General features: G+C 57.9%; 14 protein-coding genes and 2 pseudogenes. 3 read left to right on the plus strand and 13 right to left on the minus strand.

Features of this window, described 5'->3' with window-relative positions; genetic code table 11:
* Positions 1 to 4 precede the first annotated feature (4 nt).
* A pseudogene (locus tag ACHHTY_RS06400) lies at positions 5 to 106 on the plus strand (IS481 family transposase); the annotation flags it as partial.
* Positions 107 to 374: 268 nt separating this feature from the next.
* On the opposite strand, the gene ACHHTY_RS06405 reads toward ACHHTY_RS06400, so the two are convergent.
* The 8 genes from ACHHTY_RS06405 to ACHHTY_RS06440 form a co-directional block, all read right to left on the minus strand.
* A complete protein-coding gene (locus tag ACHHTY_RS06405; RefSeq protein ID WP_395493274.1) occupies positions 375 to 875 on the minus strand; it encodes a GNAT family N-acetyltransferase in 501 nt (166 codons plus the stop codon).
* Positions 876 to 1,110: 235 nt separating this feature from the next.
* On the minus strand, positions 1,111 to 1,527 hold the full coding sequence (locus ACHHTY_RS06410; protein ID WP_395493275.1) for a VOC family protein: 417 nt from the start codon (positions 1,525 to 1,527) through the stop codon (positions 1,111 to 1,113).
* A gap of 92 nt (positions 1,528 to 1,619) precedes the next feature.
* Positions 1,620 to 2,426, minus strand: a complete 807-nt coding sequence (locus ACHHTY_RS06415) for an SAM-dependent methyltransferase (protein ID WP_395493276.1) — start codon at positions 2,424 to 2,426, stop codon at positions 1,620 to 1,622.
* 98 nt (positions 2,427 to 2,524) lie between these two features.
* Positions 2,525 to 3,373, minus strand: a complete 849-nt coding sequence (locus tag ACHHTY_RS06420; protein ID WP_395493277.1) for an aldo/keto reductase family protein — start codon at positions 3,371 to 3,373, stop codon at positions 2,525 to 2,527.
* 41 nt (positions 3,374 to 3,414) lie between these two features.
* Complete coding sequence (locus ACHHTY_RS06425) at positions 3,415 to 4,617, minus strand: S1C family serine protease (RefSeq protein ID WP_395493278.1); 1,203 nt, start codon at positions 4,615 to 4,617, stop codon at positions 3,415 to 3,417.
* 556 nt (positions 4,618 to 5,173) lie between these two features.
* The gene (locus tag ACHHTY_RS06430; protein WP_395493279.1) at positions 5,174 to 8,599 is read right to left on the minus strand and encodes a type I restriction endonuclease subunit R; all 3,426 of its coding nucleotides are present in this window, start codon (positions 8,597 to 8,599) and stop codon (positions 5,174 to 5,176) included.
* Between the two features lie 136 nt (positions 8,600 to 8,735).
* Positions 8,736 to 9,185 carry a type II toxin-antitoxin system YhaV family toxin gene (locus ACHHTY_RS06435; RefSeq protein WP_395493280.1) on the minus strand — a complete coding sequence of 150 codons (450 nt, stop codon included), beginning with the start codon at positions 9,183 to 9,185 and terminating at the stop codon, positions 8,736 to 8,738.
* Positions 9,185 to 9,505 carry a type II toxin-antitoxin system PrlF family antitoxin gene (locus ACHHTY_RS06440; RefSeq protein WP_395493281.1) on the minus strand — a complete coding sequence of 107 codons (321 nt, stop codon included), beginning with the start codon at positions 9,503 to 9,505 and terminating at the stop codon, positions 9,185 to 9,187. Before ACHHTY_RS06440 ends, ACHHTY_RS06435 begins: the two co-directional genes overlap by 1 nt.
* A gap of 262 nt (positions 9,506 to 9,767) precedes the next feature.
* On the opposite strand from ACHHTY_RS06440, the pseudogene ACHHTY_RS06445 reads away from it, so the two are divergent.
* Together ACHHTY_RS06445 and ACHHTY_RS06450 are read left to right on the plus strand one after the other, a co-directional pair.
* Positions 9,768 to 10,042: pseudogene (locus ACHHTY_RS06445) on the plus strand (cytotoxic translational repressor of toxin-antitoxin stability system).
* Positions 10,011 to 10,376: a helix-turn-helix domain-containing protein gene (locus tag ACHHTY_RS06450; protein WP_395493282.1), complete on the plus strand. Its 366-nt coding sequence runs from the start codon at positions 10,011 to 10,013 to the stop codon at positions 10,374 to 10,376. Before ACHHTY_RS06445 ends, ACHHTY_RS06450 begins: the two are co-directional and overlap by 32 nt.
* Positions 10,377 to 10,402: 26 nt before the next feature.
* Here the strand turns inward: ACHHTY_RS06450 and ACHHTY_RS06455 are convergent, their stop codons facing one another.
* The 5 genes from ACHHTY_RS06455 to ltrA form a co-directional block, all read right to left on the minus strand.
* Entirely contained in the window at positions 10,403 to 11,830 is a 1,428-nt protein-coding gene (locus ACHHTY_RS06455) for a restriction endonuclease subunit S (RefSeq protein ID WP_395493283.1), read from the minus strand.
* The gene (locus ACHHTY_RS06460; protein WP_395493284.1) at positions 11,820 to 13,394 is read right to left on the minus strand and encodes a type I restriction-modification system subunit M; all 1,575 of its coding nucleotides are present in this window, start codon (positions 13,392 to 13,394) and stop codon (positions 11,820 to 11,822) included. Before ACHHTY_RS06460 ends, ACHHTY_RS06455 begins: the two co-directional genes overlap by 11 nt.
* Before the next feature lie 214 nt (positions 13,395 to 13,608).
* Positions 13,609 to 17,805: an NACHT domain-containing protein gene (locus ACHHTY_RS06465; RefSeq protein WP_395493285.1), complete on the minus strand. Its 4,197-nt coding sequence runs from the start codon at positions 17,803 to 17,805 to the stop codon at positions 13,609 to 13,611.
* Positions 17,806 to 17,886: 81 nt separating this feature from the next.
* Complete coding sequence (locus tag ACHHTY_RS06470; protein WP_395493286.1) at positions 17,887 to 18,981, minus strand: hypothetical protein; 1,095 nt, start codon at positions 18,979 to 18,981, stop codon at positions 17,887 to 17,889.
* Between the two features lie 178 nt (positions 18,982 to 19,159).
* On the minus strand, positions 19,160 to 20,574 hold a 1,415-nt coding region (gene ltrA / locus ACHHTY_RS06475), incomplete at its 5' end, for a group II intron reverse transcriptase/maturase (protein ID WP_395493287.1).

The raw sequence follows: 20,574 nt of genomic DNA on the forward strand, positions 1-20,574 counted from the left end.
CGGCGTCTCCAAGGCCTGCCGTCAGGCCGGCATGGCCCGAACCAGTTTCTACGAGTGGAAATGGCGTTTTCAGACCCATGGCCGGATCGATATCAAATCTAGACCAACTACAGCACGACTCTGTTCCAGGCATGTTGACCACATTCCCGCGTAGATGCCCCCGGGCCCGCGCATCACATCATCCCCGTCGGGGGATTGATCGGGGCAGGATTTTCAAGGATAACCAGGAAGGCTGGCAACTGGAGAAACTTATAAATTTATGAACGTCCCCACAGGTCCCTAATCACAGGACGAAAAGGGGGCTGACCCCTTTTTCTTTTTTTCAGGACCTTGCAGCCCCATAGCACATGTGCTCAGCGGTGCGGACCACTGCTTCAGCTCCCAGCTTCACGTTCGGAAGTCCCTATTCGCTTGCTCATGACGACGATACGTGGCTTGTAGCCAAGCGCCTCGTAGAACCGCACCGCCGGTTGGTTTTGCGCAAGCACTTTCAACTCCATCTTGTAAGTTCCGCTTTCGGCGGCGTGACTTTCCGCTCGCTCCACAAGCTTCCGGCCAATCCCGCGTTTGCGATAGTCCGGGCGGACGAAAAGTTCCGCCATGAAACTGTACGGATCGGGTCTCTCGTCCAGATCATCAGGAGTTAACTGGCCCCGGAGGCACACATAGCCCACCAGGCGGCGGTCATCTTCGGCGACGAAGACCGCGCCTGCAGACTGCTCTACCCGCAGTAATAAGTCGTTGAAGTAGCGCTCGATGATCTGCTCACCGGGCGCAAGGTCGACATCAAACGGTCGAACCGTCTCATGGAGCTGCAGCACCAGATCGCGAAGGGCCTCACGATCTGCTTGCCTGAAGCAACGAATCGATACCACGGAGGCCCCCCTTTGTGGGTCGCCCAGCTGAGCAACGTTGTGTTGACCTTCGGTAGGCGGTCACGGGGCACCACATCTTGCGGCGATCGGGCCGGCCTCACGTACTGATGTACGCATCGCCGTCCCGTTTGCCGCAACCTGTGCGGCACCCCGTGACCGCTTACGGGACAAACTCTGTGATTGGTTACGAACCGCGAGCAAAAGGGGCGCAAAGCGCCACAATTGCCAGTCGTTGTTACTCTTTATCATCTGTGGGACCTACCCAGAATAACGGGTTATGAGCCACCTCCCAAAGATGCCCATCGAGATCTTTGAAATAACCGCTGTAGCCGCCCCAAAACACTTTATGTGGGTTTTTGACCAAGGTAGCTCCGGCCTCGAGAGCTTGCGATATCACCTTATCAACATCTTCCTCCGAGGTGACGTTGTGCGCTAGCGTAAATGCTTCGAAACCTTCTCCTTCAGAAGAAACTGTTGCATCTTCAGCCAGTGATTCCCGCCCATACAATCCCAGCCATGTACCGTTGAGGGTGAAAAAAGCGACCTCGGGCGGCGACTCCATTCGAGGAAAGCCTAGTCCCTTTTCGTAGAACTCGATTGCTGCGGCCAGATCGCGAACACCGAGAGTGATCATGCTGATTCTTGGCTTCATTGGTGTTATTTCCTGTTTTTACGCATCAAATCAAAGTAACTGATCATGGGGCCCACGGGGTAAGCGGCGGGCGCAAGTCCGTCCGCCGGGGTTCATTGTGAGGGAGCCTGGATCATTTCGGGCCGCGACGGTGCCAGCGGGAGGCGGGCAACGAAGAACTCATAGGCATAGAAGCCGGAATAACGGCGGTGCAGTTCGGGTTCCTCGGCAAGTTGGTCGAGGATGGCCGAGGCTTCGGCATCGTTGGCATATTTCCCTCGCAACTCCGCAATACGAGTCTCCATGGGAGTGTAGAAATCCTCCCACCAGGCTTCATCGGGCAGGGTGAAGTGTCCGACGAGCTCGAATCCGCACTCCTGGATCGCGGCCACATCATCTTCCAGCCATCCCATGGTCGGGTATTCCTGGTCGAATCCTGCCCTGACCTCCGGCGGAGGGTTCTTCCTGCGCCAGACCGCATCGGTGAAAGCAAGGTAGCCGCCGGGACGCAGCAAGCCATGGCAGACGTCAAGGGCCTTCCGCAGACCAATGTTGTAAAGCGCGCCTTCCGACCAGATGAGGTCGAAGCTGCCCTGCGGCTGTCCCGGGTGGGCCATATCTCCAACGATTGCCCGGACCCGCCGGGCCAGACCGCGTTCGGGGATCGCCGCCTGCAGCCGTTCGATGCTCGGCGGATGACTGTCGATTGCCACGATGGAACCCGCCCCGACCAGTTCGGCGAGTTGGAGAGTTTGCCCGCCGACCCCGCACCCCAAATCGAGGATCGCGGGGGCTTGCGGCAGGTCGCGGCAAAGCCCAAGTGCTCTGGCCGCGCAAGCGCGATTACCGGGACCCTGCCGGGGCAGGCTTTCATAGACCTCGAAGAAAATTTCCCAGAAACGCGGGTTGGCCTCGCTCATCAATCATTACCCCTATTGCCCTAGCCGGGCAGGATGATCAAAGACTATAATATGAAAAGGGGTCTGAGCACTTTTCTCTCGAGTTAGCTCAAGGGGCACTAGCCGGCCAAGGATTCGATGGTGGCTAATTCATCCCGGTTGAGTTCCAGGTCGGCGCAGGCCAGGTCTTCCCGCATATGGGCGGGATCGGTCGTTCCGGTCAGGGGAAGGATCCCTGTGCCGAGCGCAAAGCGGAAAACTACTTGCGCCGGGGTGGCCCCCGTTCGTTCGACGATGGCGCCGAAAGCGGGTTCGCGGAAAATTTCGGGATTGGCAGTCAAGAGAGAAAAGCCCTGGTAAATAATCCCCTGCTCGCGGCAAAAATGGCGGACCTGACGATCCCAGCCGGTCCGGGCGAAACATCGATTCTGCACAAAAGCCGGGAGGATCGCGGCATTGCCGCAAAGCTCCTCCAGTTGCTCAAGGCTGACATTGCTTATTCCCAATAATTCCGTCTTTCCCTCTCGTTGGCACTCCTCCATGGCCCTCCAGGTTTGCCAATCGGTGCTGCTCAAGCCGTACGGGACGGAAGGGCCATGGAGAATAAAAGAGTCGAGATAGTCAATGCCAAGATGCTCCAAAGAGCTGGCCAGGGACTGTCTCACTTTGTCAGCCGGGGCAGCGGCTCGATCATAGGGAAGACGATGGTCCTGACCACGTTCTTCGGTGAATTTCGTTTGGATGAAAAGATCTTCCCGCTGCAGGTCTCCGGCGGCAAAAATTGTTTGCAGGGCGCGGCCGACTCCCGCTTCAAAATAGTGCTTGCGCTGGTTGGCCGTATCAATACCACGAAATCCCGCGGCGATGGCCTCCTCAACACAACGCGCGGTGCGCTCTTCTTTCCAGGCCGTGCCGTAAAGAAAACCCGGCACAACCTTTTGCCCGACCGTAAATTGAAATCGCTTCATAAATTCTCCTCACCGGGGATGCCCCCTCCCTTCCCTGCCTGCTACTCCACCGCAACAACTTCGAGGGTCACTTCCACCTGGCGCATTTCTCCGTCGCGCCAGACCGTGAGCGTCACCACATCCCCGGCTTTGGCCCGCAGCACCAATTGCTGCAGATCGATAATCCGACGCATTTTTTCACCGTTGGCGGCAACGATGATGTCGCCGCCGACGGGCACGGTCAATCTGCCTATAGAAGCGGCGCCGGTGGGACCGATCAGCCCGGCCCGGTCGGCGGGGCCCCCGGGGCTGATATCGGTGATTACAATACCGTGGGCGGGGAGATTCAACTCCCGCCGCAGCGGGGGAGGGAAATCCTCGACACTCAAGGCGGCGGACAATCCCAGGCGCGGCCGGTCCGGCAACTCTGCCAACGCCGCCGCCACTCCGGAGAGACCGCCGGCCACCAGTGCATCCATGCTCTCCTTGAGCAGGTTAACCGGCACCGCGAACCCCACCCCGAGGAACGAGCCGGGGCCGGAACCGGCGGCCAGGATGGCATTGTTGATGCCGATCACCTCCCCGTGGGCGTTAAACAGCGGCCCACCCGAGTTGCCGGGGTTGATGGCCGCGTCGGTCTGAATAAACGGAATATCGATCCCGATCAGCCCGGGCCGCTCGCGCTCGATCGCCGATACCACCCCGGTGGTGACCGAAGAGTGCAGACCAAAAGGACTGCCGATGGCAATCGCCTTCTCCCCGGCTTTGATCCCGGCCGAGTCACCCAGCGGCAGCGGCCCGACCTTGGGCCGATCTTCGGGATCAATTATTTCCAGCAGCGCCAGATCGAAATCCGGATTGGCGCCGCGGACCCTGACAGGAAAAAACCGATCGGGATCTTCAATAAAGGAAACGGTAATGGTGGCCTCCGGCAGCAGGGCCAGCTCCGTCGCCCCCGGCTCCGGATCCTGCAGGGCGGCGGCCACCACGTGATAATTGGTGACGATCCGCCCCTCATCGTCGACCACAAAGCCGCTGCCGCCCCCCTGATAGTCTTGCGGTTCCAGGGTGGGATGAATCAGGAACCCCTCCACCATCATATGCACCGCGACGACGCTCGGCCCATAGCGGCTGACCACTTCGACGGTACTGATTTCGCCGCTGGCGGCGTAAGCCGGATTTGGCAGTCCGGGGCCGGCGATCTTCAGCAAGCAGACGAAGAGCACCAGGGCGAGCAGCATCGGATATTGTTTATGGGTCAGCATGGCGAGTCCTCCGGTCGGAGTTCAAATCGATCTAAGCACAGCAACGGAAAAAATGATCCCCGTCTGCGATAGCAGTTGCGTGATAGCGGTCTTCTCATGCCCTTCCCCTTCCCTTACATGCCCGATCTCGAACGAAAATGGGTCTGCCCCCTTTTCTGCCAGGTAGCCGCTGTTCCAACAACTCCGATCTTTCTATTATGGTTACTTTCTGTTTTCCTCCCCTCCGAACCAACCTCCCTCGGGTGGTCCGCAACGGCTAATGGCCGAATCCCGCGCCTCCATCATCCGGTCGTAGCGGTCCCGCCACCCCTCATGTTGGGGTAAGTTATTTCCCTGGGCGACCACTTGGGGCGGCGGTGGGGTTGGGGCTCTCTTCTCTACCCCGGGCAGGGCCCATGCCGGTATGGTCAGCGCCAGAACAATCGGTAGAGTGAGCAAGGCTGCTTTCAGGGTCTTCATTCTGGTTAGCTCCTTGGGGGTATCACTTCCCCCTTGTCAGTCTTAATTCTTGAGAATGTTCAAAGGGGTCTGACCCCTTTTCTGTTCTCTTTTCTGTTTATCCCTGGGGAGAAAATGGTGTCTGACCCCAATTTTTCTGACCCCAATTTTTCCGGGCCTGCTGGTATTGCTTGAAATTCTCGGCCTGTTCGAAGATTTCCCGGTAAACTTCGTCGCGGTCCACCGGGGGGTAGCCGTGCTTGGCCAGGACCAGGATCAGGTCCACCTTGAGTTCGGCCTTGATGTCCGCCCGCTGGTTCCAGTCGGTGTATCTGACCTTGTCGTCCACCACCAGCTTGACCGCTTTGGCCAGGGCGAGCAGCTTATCCTCGGGGTAGCTGAAGTCGTATTTGATCATCAGATCCTTGAGGATGTCGTAGAAGGCTTTCTCTTCCAGGTCGATGCCTAAATCGGCGAAGGAGTCGCGCTCCTTTTTCAGGGCCTGGATCAGGTCGATGATCTCGGCGGAAAAATCCTCCAGCACGTTGCCGACCAGCACGTCCTCTTCCTTGCGCTGGTTGTAAACATCCACCAGGGCCTTGAACTTCCTGGCAAAATCGAGCCCCCGGGTCTTGTTGACCTGCTTGAAGTCGGCGATCGCCCGGGCCAGCAGTTGCTGCAGGAGCTTGATTTTGGTGTTGGGGAGCTTGATCTTCTCGATCCGGGCCAGGTAGTCGTCGGCGAAGATATCGATTTCGCCGGCCTTATCTTCCCCCAGCTTGAAAATTTCCTCCACCCCCGCGCTCTGCAGGGCCTCGCCGATCAGCTCCCGCACCCGGGCGTTCATCCGGGCGGTATCCGGGGCATCCCCTTTGGTCAGCTTGAAAACGATGGAGCGCACCGCCAGGTAGAAGTGAATCCGGTCGCGCTCCTCCCGGCTCAGCTCCTCCGAGCCGCTGCAGATGTCGTAGGCGGCCTTGAGGCGCTTGACCAGGCGCATGAAGCGCTTTTCGATCTGGTCGGTAATCTGCACATACTCCGCCGCCTGGTTGAGGCAATTGAGCTGCGCCACCGGGCTGCCCCGGAAATAGGTTAAGCGATCACGGGGCACCGCATCTTGCGGCGATCGAGCCGGCTCACCTACTGATGTACGCTTTACCGTCTCGCTTGCCGCAACCTGCGGCACCCCGTGACCGCTTACCCCGTCGACCCCGTGATCAGTTACGAAATAGGGGGTGGTGTCGAAGCGATGGAAGATCCGGCCCAGCAGGTCGAGGTGGTCCCTGACCACCACCAGCGACTGTCCGATCTCCTCGATGTTCTGCCGGTCGGCCTGGTTGTAGTGGGCCAGGGCCAGGTTCATCTGCTTCTTGATCCCGATATAGTCCACCACCAGCCCCTTCTCCTTGCCCGCGTAGCGGCGGTTGACCCGCGAGATGGTCTGGATCAGGTTGTGGCGCTGGATCGGCTTGTCGATATAGATGGTGTCCAGAAAGGGCACGTCGAAGCCGGTGAGCCACATATCGACCACGATGGCGATCTTGAAGTTGGACTCCGGCTGCTTGAACTGGCGGTCCAGCTCCTTGCGGTACTCCGGGGTGCCCAGCAGGTCGTAGAGCTCTTTGGGGTCGTCCGGGCTCCTGGTCATGATCAGCTTGACCCGCTCCATGGGCTTGATCTCCCGCCGCTCGGCCGCGCTCAATTCCGCCCCTTCGCCGCCGGCCCGCGCCCGGTTCCACTCCGGCCGCAGGGCGATCAGCTCCCGCCACAGGGCGTAGGCGATCTCGCGCTTGCTGCAGACGAACATTGCCTTGCCCATTACGCTGGCGCCCTCCTCCAGCCGCCGCTGGTAGTGGTGGACAAAATCCACCGCCAGGGCCCGAATCCGGTCCGGGTCGCCCAGGATGGCGTGCATCCGGGCGCTGGCCTTCTTGCTCTCCTCGATCTGGTAGTCGCTGGCCCCCTCCTCGGCGCACTTGGCGTAATAGGCCTCGATCTCTTCGAGCTTGCCGTTGTCCAGGATCACCTTGGCCGCCCGCCCCTCATAGACGATGCGCACGGTGATCTCGTCCTTCACCGACTCGGTCATGGTGTAGGCATCGACCACCGGGCCGAAGACATCCAGGGTGGCGTCGATTGGGGTGCCGGTGAAGCCGACATAGGTGGCATTGGGCAGGGAATCGTGCAGGTACTTGGCAAAGCCGAAGGTGCGCTTGACTCCGTTTTCGGTCAGCCGCACCTTCTGGTCGAGATTGACCTGGCTGCGATGGGCCTCATCAGAGATGCAGATGATATTGGCCCGGTCGCTGAGCAGTCGGGTATCCTCGGTGAACTTCTGCACCGTGGTCAGAAAGACCCCGCCGCTGTTGCGGCCCTTGAGCAGCTCCCGCAAGCGGGCCCGGCTCTCGACGCTGATCACCGTCTGGTCGCCGATATAGCCCTTGGCGTTGGTGAACTGGTGGGCGAGCTGGGCATCGAGATCGGTGCGGTCGGTGATCAGCACGATGGTCGGGCTCTCGAACTCCAGGCTCTTCATCAGCAGCCGGGTGAGAAAGAGCATGGTGAAGCTCTTGCCGCAGCCGGTGGCGCCGAAGTAGGTGCCGCCCTTGCCGTCGCCCCCCGTGCCGTCCGGCAGCTTCCGGTGGGCCAGGATATTTTGGTAGAGTTTGGTCGCCGCGTAGAACTGGGGATAGCGGCAGACCACCTTCTCCTCGCGCTTGGAGACATCGGGGAAGTAGATGAAGTGGCGGATCACCTGGCGCAGCCGGTCCTGGTCGAACAGCCCGGCGATCATGGTATGGAGGGCGTTGATCCCGTCCTGGTCGATGGTTTCCTCGCCGCTGACCTTGCGCCAGGTATAGAAAAACTCGTAGGGGGCGAACAGCGAGCCCAGCCGGCTGTTGACCCCGTCGCTGATCACGCAGAGGGCGTTGTACTTCATCAGCTCGGGAATCGCCCGGACATAGCGGGTGGTCAGTTGGACGTAGGCATCGTGAATGGTGGCCTCTTCCCGGATGGCGCTCTTGAACTCGAAGACCACCAGGGGCAGGCCGTTGAGGTAGAGCACGGCATCGGGAATCCGCTTTTCGTGGCCGACCACCTCCAACTGGCTGACCAGCCGGTAGATATTGCCGTCGGCCCGGTAGGCGGGCGACTGCTCCCCCGTCAGGGTCTCCACCTCGCCGGGGCGGGGGAGGCGCTGGGCGGGCAGCCCGGCGTAATCGATCAGTTGGATGTAAAGATCCTTGCGGCTGCGATCCTCGCGCTTGAGCAGAAAACCGTCGGCCACCAGCCGGTGGATGGTCCGGTTGGATTCATAAAGATCAAGGGCCGGCAGCCGTTCCAGCCGGCGGCAGATGGAAGCAATCTCGCCGGCGGTGATCCCCTCGTCGCCGTGACGGCGGGCCAGAAACTCGCCCAGATCGTCCCGCAGCAGAACCTCGTCAGACCGCCGCGCCAGCGCCTCGCCCTTAAAGTGCGGGTAACCCTGCTCCCCCAGCAGGGTGATGATCGCCTGTTCCAGCTTGGCTTCATTAAAGGTCACGCCTCACCCCTTGCTCTAACATTATCAATGGTTACGCCGATAGAACGTCAGAAATTCTCGGGGCGAGGGCACGTTCACTCCCTGGCAGGATTCGGCGGGAAAGTGCGCGTGGTTGGCTGACGGACATAACCGGCCCCTACTTCCAATCGCTCTTGCTTGCCGTCATCAAGCCTTCCCAGTCATCCGGAGGATTACCGCGTTGCAGCATTTTCTGGAAGACGGCGTAAGGATCGGTTTTGCTGCCCGCAGAGCGGAGGGTGTGCTGGTCGTTGACCCAGGCAAAAATGATGATCCTGACGATGGAATCAAAGCGGAAAAACAAGCGGAAGCGCCGACCGATTTTGGCCCGGCGCCAATGCCGGAAGGACGGCCCCAAGGTGTTGCCCTGACGATATTTCTCGTGGCCGGGATCACTGGGTATTGCGTCCATGATCAGGTGCGCCAGGGTGTTGAACAGCCGCACGTTGGCGTTGGAAGTAAAACCGGCGGGGTCATTATCCTTGGCGCGGGCGGCAGCGGTCTCGAGTTTCCGGAGCTGCTCAATCAGGCAGATGTGAAATAGCAGGTTCCAGCCGTGCCGCTGCATCACAGGGCCACATCGCCCGTGATCTCTTCCTCCGAATCGACGGAACGCCCGGTGGCCGCGAGGAGGGAGCGGGCCAGATCGTCAGGCAGCGCGTCAAGGTGTTTGCCGGCCCGGATCTCCTTCTCCAGTAAGGAGAGAAAGCCGGCGATGGCCGGATCCTCGTGGGAAGCAGCTTCCGCCCGGCTGACCACCACTTGGGAACCGACCAGATCAAAGGCGACTTTGCCGCCTAAATCCACCCCCAGCGCCTGCCGGATCGGTTTCGGTAAGGTAATCTGCCCCTTGGCGGTAATGGTGGCGACTTGGTGAATGGCTGGCATGGCGTTACTCCTTCGTTTGTTTTACAACAAAAGTAAGGAATATTCCTTTCGTTGTCAAGTTAAACATTCAGCGTCGTTCCACTGTCCACCTCTACAAGTTTTTTCGCATCGGGGTTGTTGAAACCCTTACCATAAATACAACCGCGATCAAAAGGAGATTCGCGGTTTGTATTATCATCCCCTATCGAATACATTCCGTATATCCGGCAAGAACTGCATGTCGGCGGCGTCTTGACTTATACTCATAAAAGGTATATTAATTATGCAATGGCAGGTCAATCTGACCAAGAAGGCCGAGAAGCAGAGCCTGAAGCTGCCCAAAGGGGCTCTTGCCGCGCTTTATGCGCTGATGGCCAGTATTCGCCGAGGTGGCCCGGTTCGGGTGACTGGCCGAATTACTCCAATCTGGGGCCCCACCAGCACCACTGCCATCTCAAGAAAGGCAAACCGACCTATGTGGCGGTTTGGACCGAAGACAAGGCCACCATCACCGTGGAGATCGTCTATGCCGGCACCCATGAAAAAGCCCCGTACTGACAAGGAACTGGTTACGCTCCGGCTCAAGGTTCATCCGGCCAACGTGGAGCGGATCAAGCGTTTTGTGGCCGCGGTCGAGCCGGCCGCGAACGGAGCAGACGGGATCACGGCCGATCAGTTTTACGCCAAACATTTTACCGGCCAGCCGGAATGGGCCGTTGCCCTGCGCGGCTACCGTTATCGCGAAGACCTTACCCAGGCCCAACTGGCCGAATTGACCGGAATTCCCCAGCGCCATATCTCGGAAATGGAAAACGGCAGGCGCCCCATCGGCAAGGAGCGGGCCCGAAAACTGGCCGCCGTACTGAATGCGGATTACCGGCTCTTTCTGTAGCCGGATGGATCGCTGCCTGGTCATGCTCAGGCAACCTCGGCAAGCAGTTGTTCGGCATCGGGGATGCGGAGTTGGCCGGAGATCAGTTTGGGGAGCAGGGTGTCGCGTAATATTGCCACAGTACGGGTTTCATTTTTTAGGGCCGTCATTTTTTCAAACATGGGAGCGCATGTGCCGTGAAACTCCACCATAATGGTGCTGCTGCCAGGTATGCATACATAATACGAGTCAAAACAGGCATTTTGGACGCGCTGTCTCCCAGACGAACCAACCATGCTGGTTACACAGTGTTTTCTGAAATTATCATCACGGGCAAGCGTAGCTATAAATGGTGTTCCGATGACACCCTTTGCCCTGAGTACGATAAATTCAGTTGAGCCGAAACCTGGCTCGCTTTCTTCCAGGAAATCGACCACACCTGTCTTTCCGTTCTCCAGGCAAGGGGTTATCCGAGCCAACAACACGTCCCCATTGCAAAATTTTGCCCCACCGGAATATGCCTTTTCCACCACCTCATCAACAGTGTAGCCGGAAGTCGGGAGCGCCTTCATATCGACATATTTCGCCTTTTGGCCCTTCCTCAACGCAACCCTGGGATTGATGTCGATAGCCTGACTTACCGGCAACACTTCCCACCCCTCCGGCACCCAGCCCATTTCTTCGGTGAAGAGGAAGCGGCTGGGGAACTGTTTTTGAATCGCTGCGGGGAGGGGTTTGCGCTGGTCGCCCAGGGGTTTGCGCTGGTCGCCCAGGGGTTTGCGCTGGTCGCCCAGGGGTTTGCGCTGGTCGCCCAGGGCTTTGCGGGCCTTGGCGCGGGCTTGCAGGGGTTCGGGGAAGGGGTTGCCGGCGGCCAGGGCGTTGTCGATGACCGGGTCGAAATCGACAAACCAGCTCTTGAACAGCGCCCGCGCCATCGCCTCCAGCGTGGCGTTCATCCGGCGGTTGAGTTCGATTTTGTCGTCAAGGGTGCCGAGGATGTGGGCGATGGCTTTTTGCTCGCTCAGCGGAGGAATTCGAATGGGGAATTCAGGCAGTTCTTTCAGAGCAAGTCTATCTACAGTTGCTCCACTATTTGTTCGTGTCCGAATCTCTCTTTGGAAATCTGGTCCGAGATAAGCGAATAGCAGGTAACGTGGATCAACTCTGTCAATATTAGGCCGAAGTAAGCCCATGCGTCGTCCTAGGCATGCCCTGATTCCAGCAGGCATCAACGCGGCTTCACCAAGGCGTGTCTCGTAAGAAAACAAAACATCACCAACTCTAGGTGTTACGCGCTTTGTCCACCTTACAAACTGATCTTCGCTTACTCTTGCTGATTTAGACAGGTCTAGCTTGCCATTTTCCAAGCTAGAGATACTTAAAAAGTACGGCCCCTCTTCAATCTTCTTTGGTGTCGCGTGCGGACCATCAAAAATCTCAGCGATTTCTCCAATTGTTGTCCATTCACCCCCCATAACCCAACGCCTCCAAATTCCTGCGAATCACCACATCAAGCTTTTCCGATTCGGCCATCTGCCGGTAGAGGGTCTGGCTCAGCTCGGCCATCTTTTCCTCGAAGGGGATGCCGTCGTCATCGATCTCGGCGGCGCCGACGTAGCGGCCCGGGGTCAGGACGTAGTCGTTGGCCTTGATTTCCGCCAGGGTGGCGGCCTTGCAGAAGCCGGGTTGGTCCTGGTAGGCGCCGTCCTTGGCTTCGCCGCGCCAGGCGTGGTAGCTGCGGGCGATCTCGGCGATGTCGTCGCAGGTCAGTTCCTTGTGGGTGCGGTCGATCATGGTGCCCATATTGCGGGCGTCGATAAAGAGGGTTTCGCCCCGGCGGTCGCGGTGGCTGCTGTCGCTGTGGCCTTCGATCCGCTGGGCCTTTTTGTTCCTGGTGATAAACCAGAGGCAGACCGGGATCTGGGTGGTGTAGAAGAGCTGGCCGGGCATGGCGATCATGCAGTCGATCAGGTCGTTTTCGATCAGCTTGCGGCGGATCAGGCCCTCGCCGGAGGTGTTGGTGGACATGGAGCCGTTGGCCAACACAAAGCCGGCGACGCCGTTTTCCGAGAGCTTGGAGACCATGTGCAGAATCCAGGCGTAGTTGGCGTTGCCGGTGGGGGGCACTTCGTAGCCGGCCCAGCGCGGGTCGTCGGTCAGCTCGCCTGCGGCCCGCCACTCCTTGAGATTGAAGGGCGGATTGGCCATGATGAAGTCAGCCTTGAGGTCCGGGTGCTGGTCCTTGAAGAAGGTGTCGGCGGGGGCTTCGCCCAGGTTGGCGGCAATGCCCCGGATCGCCAGGTTCATCTTGGAGAGCTTGTAGGTGGTGGAGGTGTATTCCTGGCCGTAGATGGAGATATCCTTCTTGCTGCCCCGGTGGCTTTCGACGAATTTGACCGATTGCACGAACATCCCGCCGGAGCCGCAGCAGGGGTCGTAGATCTTGCCCCGGAAAGGCTCGATCATCTCGGCGATCAGCTTGACCACGCACTTGGGGGTATAGAACTCGCCGCCGCCCTTGCCCTCGGTGGCGGCGAACTTGCCGAGGAAGTATTCGTAAACCCGGCCCACCACATCCTGCTCACGGTCGGCGACGGTGTCGATGTTGTTGATGGAGTCGATCAGGGCCGCCAGCTTGCTGGCATCCAGCCTCAGGCGGGAGAAGTAGTTGTCCGGCAGGGCGCCGCGCAGGGCCGGGTTGTTCTTCTCCACCGTGTGCAGGGCGGTGTCGATCCGCACCGCGATGTCATCCTGCTTGGCCGCTTTCCGGATGGTGGACCAGCGCGCCTCCTCGGGCAGGTAGAAAACGTTCTGCATGGTGTAGAACTCCACCATGTCGACATAGTCCCCCTGGCCCTCGGCGATCAGCTCCCGCTTGCGCTGCTCGAACTTGTCGCTGACGAACTTGAGGAAGATGAGGCTGAGCACCACATGCTTGTACTCGGAGGACTCCACCGTCCCCCGCAGCCGGTCGGCGGTTTCCCAGAGGGTTTGTTCGAAGCTTTTGGTGGGTTTTTTGGTTGGTTGTTTTATGGGCATGGTTTTTCTTTTGTGATTGGGCATTATGCCCGTCTTTTGTATCCGTGTTGTACGGGTGTAACTATCCAGCTCAAAAAAAAAGAAGCTAAGGAAAAAGTACGCGGTTTACCCGCGCGGGTGAGCGGCTTGACCGCGCTACCCGCTGGTTGAAAATCACATCCTTAATTCATTTCTGTGAAAAATAGATCTGTCCCCACTTCCGTCAGTCATTGCCCTAGAAGGGGAATTTAGTGTTCACGGCTTGATCGTTAGGGCGCTCGCAGTTGTAGGGCCGACAGGCCTGCTTCAGAATTTTCGGGTCGCCTTTAGGCTGATAAAGTAGCCAAGTGAATAAGTCAATTTGCGAACTGTCTGTTCCATTATTATTGAAGAAACCACAGTTTGCAAAGCGCCGGAACACCAACTTGCGTCTCGTGATCATAAGGTACTTGTTAAGGCTGGAACGGCGAATAAAAAGTCCGTTCCGCCGCTTTGCGTGTGACTCAAAGGCCTCTAATTCGCCACTGAAATCAATCCAGCCTCTCTGCCTGTCCCATTGCAGGCCCAAGATCTTCACTACATCTAGGCATGGGACGCAAAGGTGGTCTTGCCGCTCCGGCGTCGTATGCGAGTAGTCGTATTCCCACTCGCCTCCGCGTAACAACGTCACCCCCGAAAATTCCATGCCATTCGGACCTCTGTAGAAGTTGCCCTCTTCCGCCACCTGATCGAACACCGGACCATCAGGATACTCGGCAAGATAGCCGCGATAGCAGCTCGCCCCTTGGCTATCGAAAGAATCCATTTCAGAGCCTCCGCTTCCAAAAGCTGGCAACGTCCCATCGACAAATATACTGGTGTAGAACAGGCTTACTCCTAAGTACGGCTTGCTCCATGAATCATCTCCAGGAAGCCTGTCATCGTCTCTGGCGCTTAGGGAAAGCGCAATCCACTCATCACCAGTTTGGGAAGTTCGAACGATGCATTGCTGGTGCGGCGTGAAGTCCTCTGACGGTACCCATTGTTTGATGTCGCTCGCACCGCCTGGAAAGGTATACCGGGGGCCTTGAAGCACCTCGTCTGGATAATCGCAGGTCGGACTGATGTCTCGAACATCGGTAAGATCTACTTTGCGGACATTGACCGACCACAGATGCTCCTGGCCAGGCATCCAGTCAGAATACGAGGGCTTCTTTGGCACAACGTTGTCTGCGAGTACGCCGATGAGCCGATGAAGCAATATCCAGTAATACTTTTTGCCCAGCCGTTCTGCATACCCCTTGCGGCCACGACCAGTTCCGTACTCACTACTTAGTACCCGATCCGTGTAAAGCGCGCATTCCTTGTAGCCAGGATAACCAAGCTCCAGGGTCTCGACCATAATCCAGCACGCGATGTTCTCCTGACTTATTCCCGCGCTTTCCAAGTCGAAATTCCTAATCTTCGATTCAACTTGGTATCGCCAGAAATCGGGACCAAGGCGCGAGCCCCAGAGTTCCATGTTTAACGACAAGCCATCGAGTTCAAGCAGTGGTTTTGCGTCATCGAGGGTCGGCCATATACGGGGAGCGGGGACCTTTCGGGGGAACACATCCAGACGCTTCAGCAGCCCAGCAGAAAGACCGACATCCCGCATCAATCGCCCTAGCAAGCGCAGAGAGTCTCGCACCAAGACATTCGGGGTGTCGAACGCAGGAACCAACAACCCATCTAGCATGGAGGAGAACTCCTGTCGGCGGCCACGTTCAAGCAAGCATGCGCTGTAGATTGCGAGTGGAATCATTTCAAGGATGTAGTCGTCATCACACTCATTGAATTCATCAGCGAGTTCTCGTCCAAGATCGGGCTGGCTAGCAACAACTCTTGCGAGCCCCTTCGCGGAAAGATCCCGCACCCTCCTATCGGCGCATGAGGTCAGCCAGGCAAGCGCGAAGGCCGCCAAACGTTTGCTCTCCAATGGCCACCTTTGAATGTCCGCGCGAAGAGCTGCATTGATGAGGGACCAAACTGCACCTTTAGCGTCGAACGACTTGAACGCGGCGACAGAGAGGTACGCATCGCGGTCCACCATTGAAGAACGACGCAGGAATGGACCAAGCCAGTTTGCTGCATTCAAGCGGTGGTCTGGCACAAGGCTCAGACAAAAGAAAACTTCATAGACCTCCTGCCAAAGGCCCGGCGTGTATAGCGCTCCATATACATGATCGTCCACGTCGTATGTAATGCTGGCGCGAGAACGCCAAACAAGTGCATTGGTGAATAACCGATATGCAAGTACCGGGTCGAGCCCCAGTTCGTTCGAGGTCACCTCTAAGCCTGTCTTCTCGGGAAGAATAGCCGCCAATGCCTCCAACAACCCCTCTTCGTCTGCGGGCAGCCCACCGAGCTTTGAAGCCAGTGCAGGTATATCCACACCTGATGACTGCATTACACCTTCGATAAGATTTGTTGCGCGAAGAACATCGCCGTACCGCTGATACCCCAGCCGAACCAGCCAGGCATCACCTTCCCCCACCGAGAGAATAACGAGCCCCTCATGCTCGAGTTCCTTGAGCAGGGCCTCTGGAGCAATCTCTGCGCCAGTTATTTCTTTCAAAACGGCTGTGCAAGCCTCCCAGGTCCGCTCTTGCGGCAGGTTCTGAGTCAGGACCTCTGCGAGGCGCATCATTGCCGACCGTATGAGATTTCGAGGATTCGAGTACTGCAACCTTCCCCGAACAAGGGCGTCACAATGTTTCAGATGACCTTCCAAGAGTGCTGCGAATCCTGGCAGGGAGACATCCAACGAGGTGCGCCCTTCGTCCTTGAGTGTCCTACATGCCAAATGCAGGAAAAGTGGGTTGCTGAGCTCAGGCGAAAAGAGCGGCGTTATCTCGGTGTCAAGCCCATAGTGAGCTGCAAAAGCCTGAACTGCCTCGAACTCCTGGCCGGCGAACCCTACATGCTCGAAGGCAAAGCCCGGAAACCGCGAATCGACTACTAAATCTCGGTAAGTGTCTCTCGTAGACACGCATACTTTGATGCCGGCATAGGGCTTACATTGGGCTAGGAACTCCGGGAGCTTATTCTTCCAACGCGCGTGGCGAGGGCTCTCATTCAGGGCATCGATGTAGATGACGAAGGGGAAGCCCGTGTGCTCTGCACATGCCTGTAGGCATTCCAACAGGGTAGCGCGAGCGACGCTTGCGCCGAATCCCAGTTTGCTGCGTATCACCTCCCATGGTTCCGCCTTGCCAAAGTCGTCACCGAACACAACCAATGAGTGTCCTCCGCGCGAAAGCCGACGTAGCGCAGAACTCACAATCGCATGGGTCTTGCCAATACCTGCTGGACCAACCAACAGTAGAGAGCGTGTTGTCGCCGCACCAATTTCCTGCGAAGAGAGCACAGCTTGAAGCCGTAGTGCTTGTTCTTCCCACTTGCGCGCGGCATCCATATCCCCCGCAGGGAAGTTGCACATATACTCAGCATGGAATTGTCTGAAACCAGGGGTGTCGTATTCCCTTCCGTGCTTGCTGTAAAATGCTTGCTCCTGAGCCTCTCGTGCCTTGGTAAGAAGCGGCAAGAGGCTTGCCAGGTGCTGGCTGGCCTCAACGCCACCCGAGGCAGCCAGCAAGAAATTCTTCATGCCTTCGCACGCAGCAATGACTTGGGTAATCAACTTGCGAACCGTCGTAGCGTCAGATTCGCCAAGGATGCTGATCGCCTTGTCACCCCATCCCTTGAGCGAACGAAGTTCAGCGATCACTGGCGTAAACGACTCGTCACGCCAAACTTGGAAGTCGCCTATCCCGCCAAAGAAGTCAAGGCCGACATGCGCGCCTGTGACAATATCAAGCGCGGCTGTGTACCTTGGACCCGCGAATGCCGTTGCCTCATCCAAGCAGCGCTGAATCTGCGTGTCCGTCAGCACCGAGTTGTCAAACCAGTACCTGCGCATCCCGCCATGGGGGTCGAGGTCGAGCAGCTGGCCCCGAATAACCGCCGCAGTACACAACGCGACGGTTAGTTGGGAGCCTCTGGCGGATGCTCCAGCCTCCACCTTGCTCTTCCATTCTTCGAATCGCTCGGCTTGGCTCTTGCCTCGTCGCCCAGTGGCTACTCGTCCCGTGAGGTCGAAGGGGATGTACACCCAGTACTCAGACAGAGTCGGGTGATTGCTGAGCGCGGTTTGCAGTGAGCCATCAAGCTGGCCAAGCTCGGACGACCCAAGTTGAAAGAAGTACTTGGCCTGAACACCAAGAACGGTGCCGCTAGGCGTACGAAAGTAGGCTTCGACACCACCATCGCCGCCATCCCCTCTCAGACTAACGAAGGTTGAGCCCGTAGGCACCTTGCAGGTACTACGGAAGAGTTGAACCGCGAGTGACTCGAAACTGTCATTGCGGCTTTTCGGGGTGCTACGAATTCGCGTGAAGTCGATCGTTGTCACCAGTTTCTCTCAATCTCAAATATCATGGGAAATGGTATGGGAAATGGGGTCAACACACCATTTTCGCACTTAGATCCTGTTCTACCTAATACCGAATCGTGTCTTCAGTCGCTCAACCGTGTGGTCCCACTTCAGAGAACGGGGACGAGCGACCGAGTTTTGATTTCCAAAAAATCCCTTCTCGCGAATAGCCTGCTTCGGATCAACGGTCTTCAGCCAATTAACGCCTACCAGGTAGTCTGTCTTGTCGGGGTCATCCGTCGAAGGCCGGAGCGAAGCAGCTGCCGACGATACTGTGGCGATTGGCAAGTTTTTGCCTCCTTCTCCAGCTACCATGAATTTATCTACCGGCTGCATTTCCTGAGTGACTTCCCCCACTCCGACATACCCCGAGCCTGGCACGTTCACCCAGATGCGGTCACCCGGCTTAAGCATCTCAAGCGTCTTTGAATACCACAATCCGCCACCAGCGACGAGATAACCCCGCTTGAGGCCATCTCGGACCACTTCATGGTCGTAGCCGAAAGAAACGTAGTACTCTCCGTTCCACTCACCAGTTTTAATCACCTCGCTCAGGCCAGCCGTTACTTCCGCAGGGTCGCGGAGCCATGCCCTGCCCAGGTATTCACGTCCGTCGTCCTGGAAGACTTGGAAAAACACCGCGTTTATTCGGACACCATATTCATCAGCAAGATACCGGACTATACGCTCGGTGCTAGCGTCTAAATTCGCCGCCACAACTACAAGTTCGTGGCTTGAGTTCATCTCGTCCGGCATCGAGATGCCGAATTTCTTCTTGAATGCCTCGTCAATTGAGATCAAGGCGTGATCCTTGTGCCAACGCTTCTGATATTCGTCGAAGATCTGTGCAATTCGATCATCCGTAAGGTCGCGTACCCACGAGCCGTAGTCGAGCACCTGGGCAATGATGTCGCGATATGTTTTGTCGCGCTTGAGTTCGAGCACAACGAGATTTGCATCACCATCAATCGCAAGCATGTCGATAAACAGCCCGTGATCGGTACGCACTTGACGTCCGATGACGAGCCAATTCGGCGAAGCGATACCGATGTTCGCATCGAGGATGTCCTCCAGCCGTGACTCAATATCAAGCGGGCTGAAATCAACGGGTTTTAGCCCGCCGTCTATTCTCCAAACACCGAATTCAAGTGGCACCAATTCTCTCCTTTTGTTGTTACTTCAACCCACTCACAACAGATATCAAGCCATGGGCATCCACCAACCGACGGCCCTCGCAGTGGAGAAAATGAGTCGCGGTAGGGATGCCGGTTGCCCGGCACCCCCCGCGCAGATCCCGGCGTACGGGACTACCGCACCGGGCTCCTGCCTCGGGTCAGACGCAGAGGCGCTGATTCGGGTATGGGTGGGTTACTCTCGCCGTCGGTATCCAGCGTCTTATCCATTTCTGCAAGCGTTGCCAGGTCAGGTTTGACCCTTTGTGACTGCGGCGACGTAGGGCACGCAGCCAACCTTTGATCGCTTCGGAGCGAAAGGCATCCATTGCCTGGTGGTTGCCGGGGACTCCAAAATAGTTGAAGTGCCCTTGGACCACCGCCCGTAGCCATTTGGCCTGCTCAGGGAGCGGGCGGTGCATGCCGCGTTTCAGCGCCTGACGCACCGAGCTCAACTTGGACCGCAGACGCTTGGCTATGGTCTTGCGGCGGATGGTGAAACAACCGTCCGCCTTCCTCTTCGCGCAGATATGGGTGAAACCGAGAAAGTCGAATGTCTCCGGCTTTCCCTCATCCCGTTCCTTGCGGTTTTCGATGGCAAATCGGCCGAATTCGATCAACCGGGTTTTGTCATCGTGCAATTCCAGGCCGAAACGGTCCATCCTCGCCGCCAGGGCCTGCCGGAATTGCTCCGCGTCGGAGCGGTACTGGAAACCTACCACGAAGTCATCGCAATACCGCACGATGTACACCTCGCCACGGGCTCGATTCTCCCGCCACCAGGTAGCCCACAGGTCCAAGGCGTAGTGCAGATAGATGTTCGCCAGCAACGGCGAAATCACTGCACCTTGTGGCGTCCCCACCACCGTCTTGGACCACTCGCCATCCTCGGATACTCCGGCCCGCAAAAACTTGCCGATCAGCCGCAGTACCCGGCGATCCTTGACCCGGTGTTCCACAAATTTCATCAGCCAAGCGTGATCCACGCTGTCGAAGAAACTGCGGATGTCCGCGTCCAAAATCCAGTTTACCTTCCTTTGCGAGATCGCCACATAGACCGCATCCAGCGCGTTATGGGCGCTTCGGCCGGGGCGAGACCCGTAGCTGAAGCCCAGGAAATCCACTTCATAGATCGCCTGAAGTACCCAGACCAGCGCCTGTTGGACTATCTTGTCCTCCAGGGCGGCTATGCCGATGGGCCGTTGGCGACCGTCGCTCTTGGGAATCCAAATGCGACGGCTCGGCTTGGCCCGGTAACGGCCGCTGTGAATGCGCTCATGGAGGTCCACCAGTTTCTCCCGTATGTCCTCCTGGCCATATTCACGCCAACTCACCCCGTCCACTCCGCTGGCCGCCTGCCGCTGTAATGACTGGTAGGCATGGTGAAGCAGATCGACGGTGAGATGGTGCAACAGGTTGGTGAACTGCAATTGCGAGTCCCTTCTTGCTGCCTCTCGTACCCTGGCCAGCGCGCTCGACGATGATGGCGGCTGCTGCGTTCCGCTCACGGTCGCCTGTTCAGGGTTTCCCTTGGCCACGGACCTTCTCTCCACAGACTCCGCCGGTGGTTGGCCAC

Origin of the sequence: Desulfurivibrio nitratireducens, assembly GCF_044068515.1 — a bacterium.
In the GTDB taxonomy this organism is placed as follows: domain Bacteria; phylum Desulfobacterota; class Desulfobulbia; order Desulfobulbales; family Desulfurivibrionaceae; genus Desulfurivibrio.

Excerpts from the sequence above, each read along its gene's own strand:
- ACHHTY_RS06415 (WP_395493276.1), bottom strand. The coding sequence starts at position 2,426 with ATGAGCGAGGCCAACCCGCGTTTCTGGGAAATTTTCTTCGAGGTCTAT.
- ACHHTY_RS06420 (WP_395493277.1), bottom strand. The coding sequence starts at position 3,373 with ATGAAGCGATTTCAATTTACGGTCGGGCAAAAGGTTGTGCCGGGTTTT.
- ACHHTY_RS06450 (WP_395493282.1), top strand. The coding sequence starts at position 10,011 with ATGCCGGCACCCATGAAAAAGCCCCGTACTGACAAGGAACTGGTTACG.
- ACHHTY_RS06435 (WP_395493280.1), bottom strand. The coding sequence starts at position 9,185 with ATGCAGCGGCACGGCTGGAACCTGCTATTTCACATCTGCCTGATTGAG.
- ACHHTY_RS06455 (WP_395493283.1), bottom strand. The coding sequence starts at position 11,830 with ATGGGGGGTGAATGGACAACAATTGGAGAAATCGCTGAGATTTTTGAT.
- ACHHTY_RS06460 (WP_395493284.1), bottom strand. The coding sequence starts at position 13,394 with ATGCCCATAAAACAACCAACCAAAAAACCCACCAAAAGCTTCGAACAA.
- ACHHTY_RS06410 (WP_395493275.1), bottom strand. The coding sequence starts at position 1,527 with ATGAAGCCAAGAATCAGCATGATCACTCTCGGTGTTCGCGATCTGGCC.
- ACHHTY_RS06425 (WP_395493278.1), bottom strand. The coding sequence starts at position 4,617 with ATGCTGACCCATAAACAATATCCGATGCTGCTCGCCCTGGTGCTCTTC.
- ACHHTY_RS06440 (WP_395493281.1), bottom strand. The coding sequence starts at position 9,505 with ATGCCAGCCATTCACCAAGTCGCCACCATTACCGCCAAGGGGCAGATT.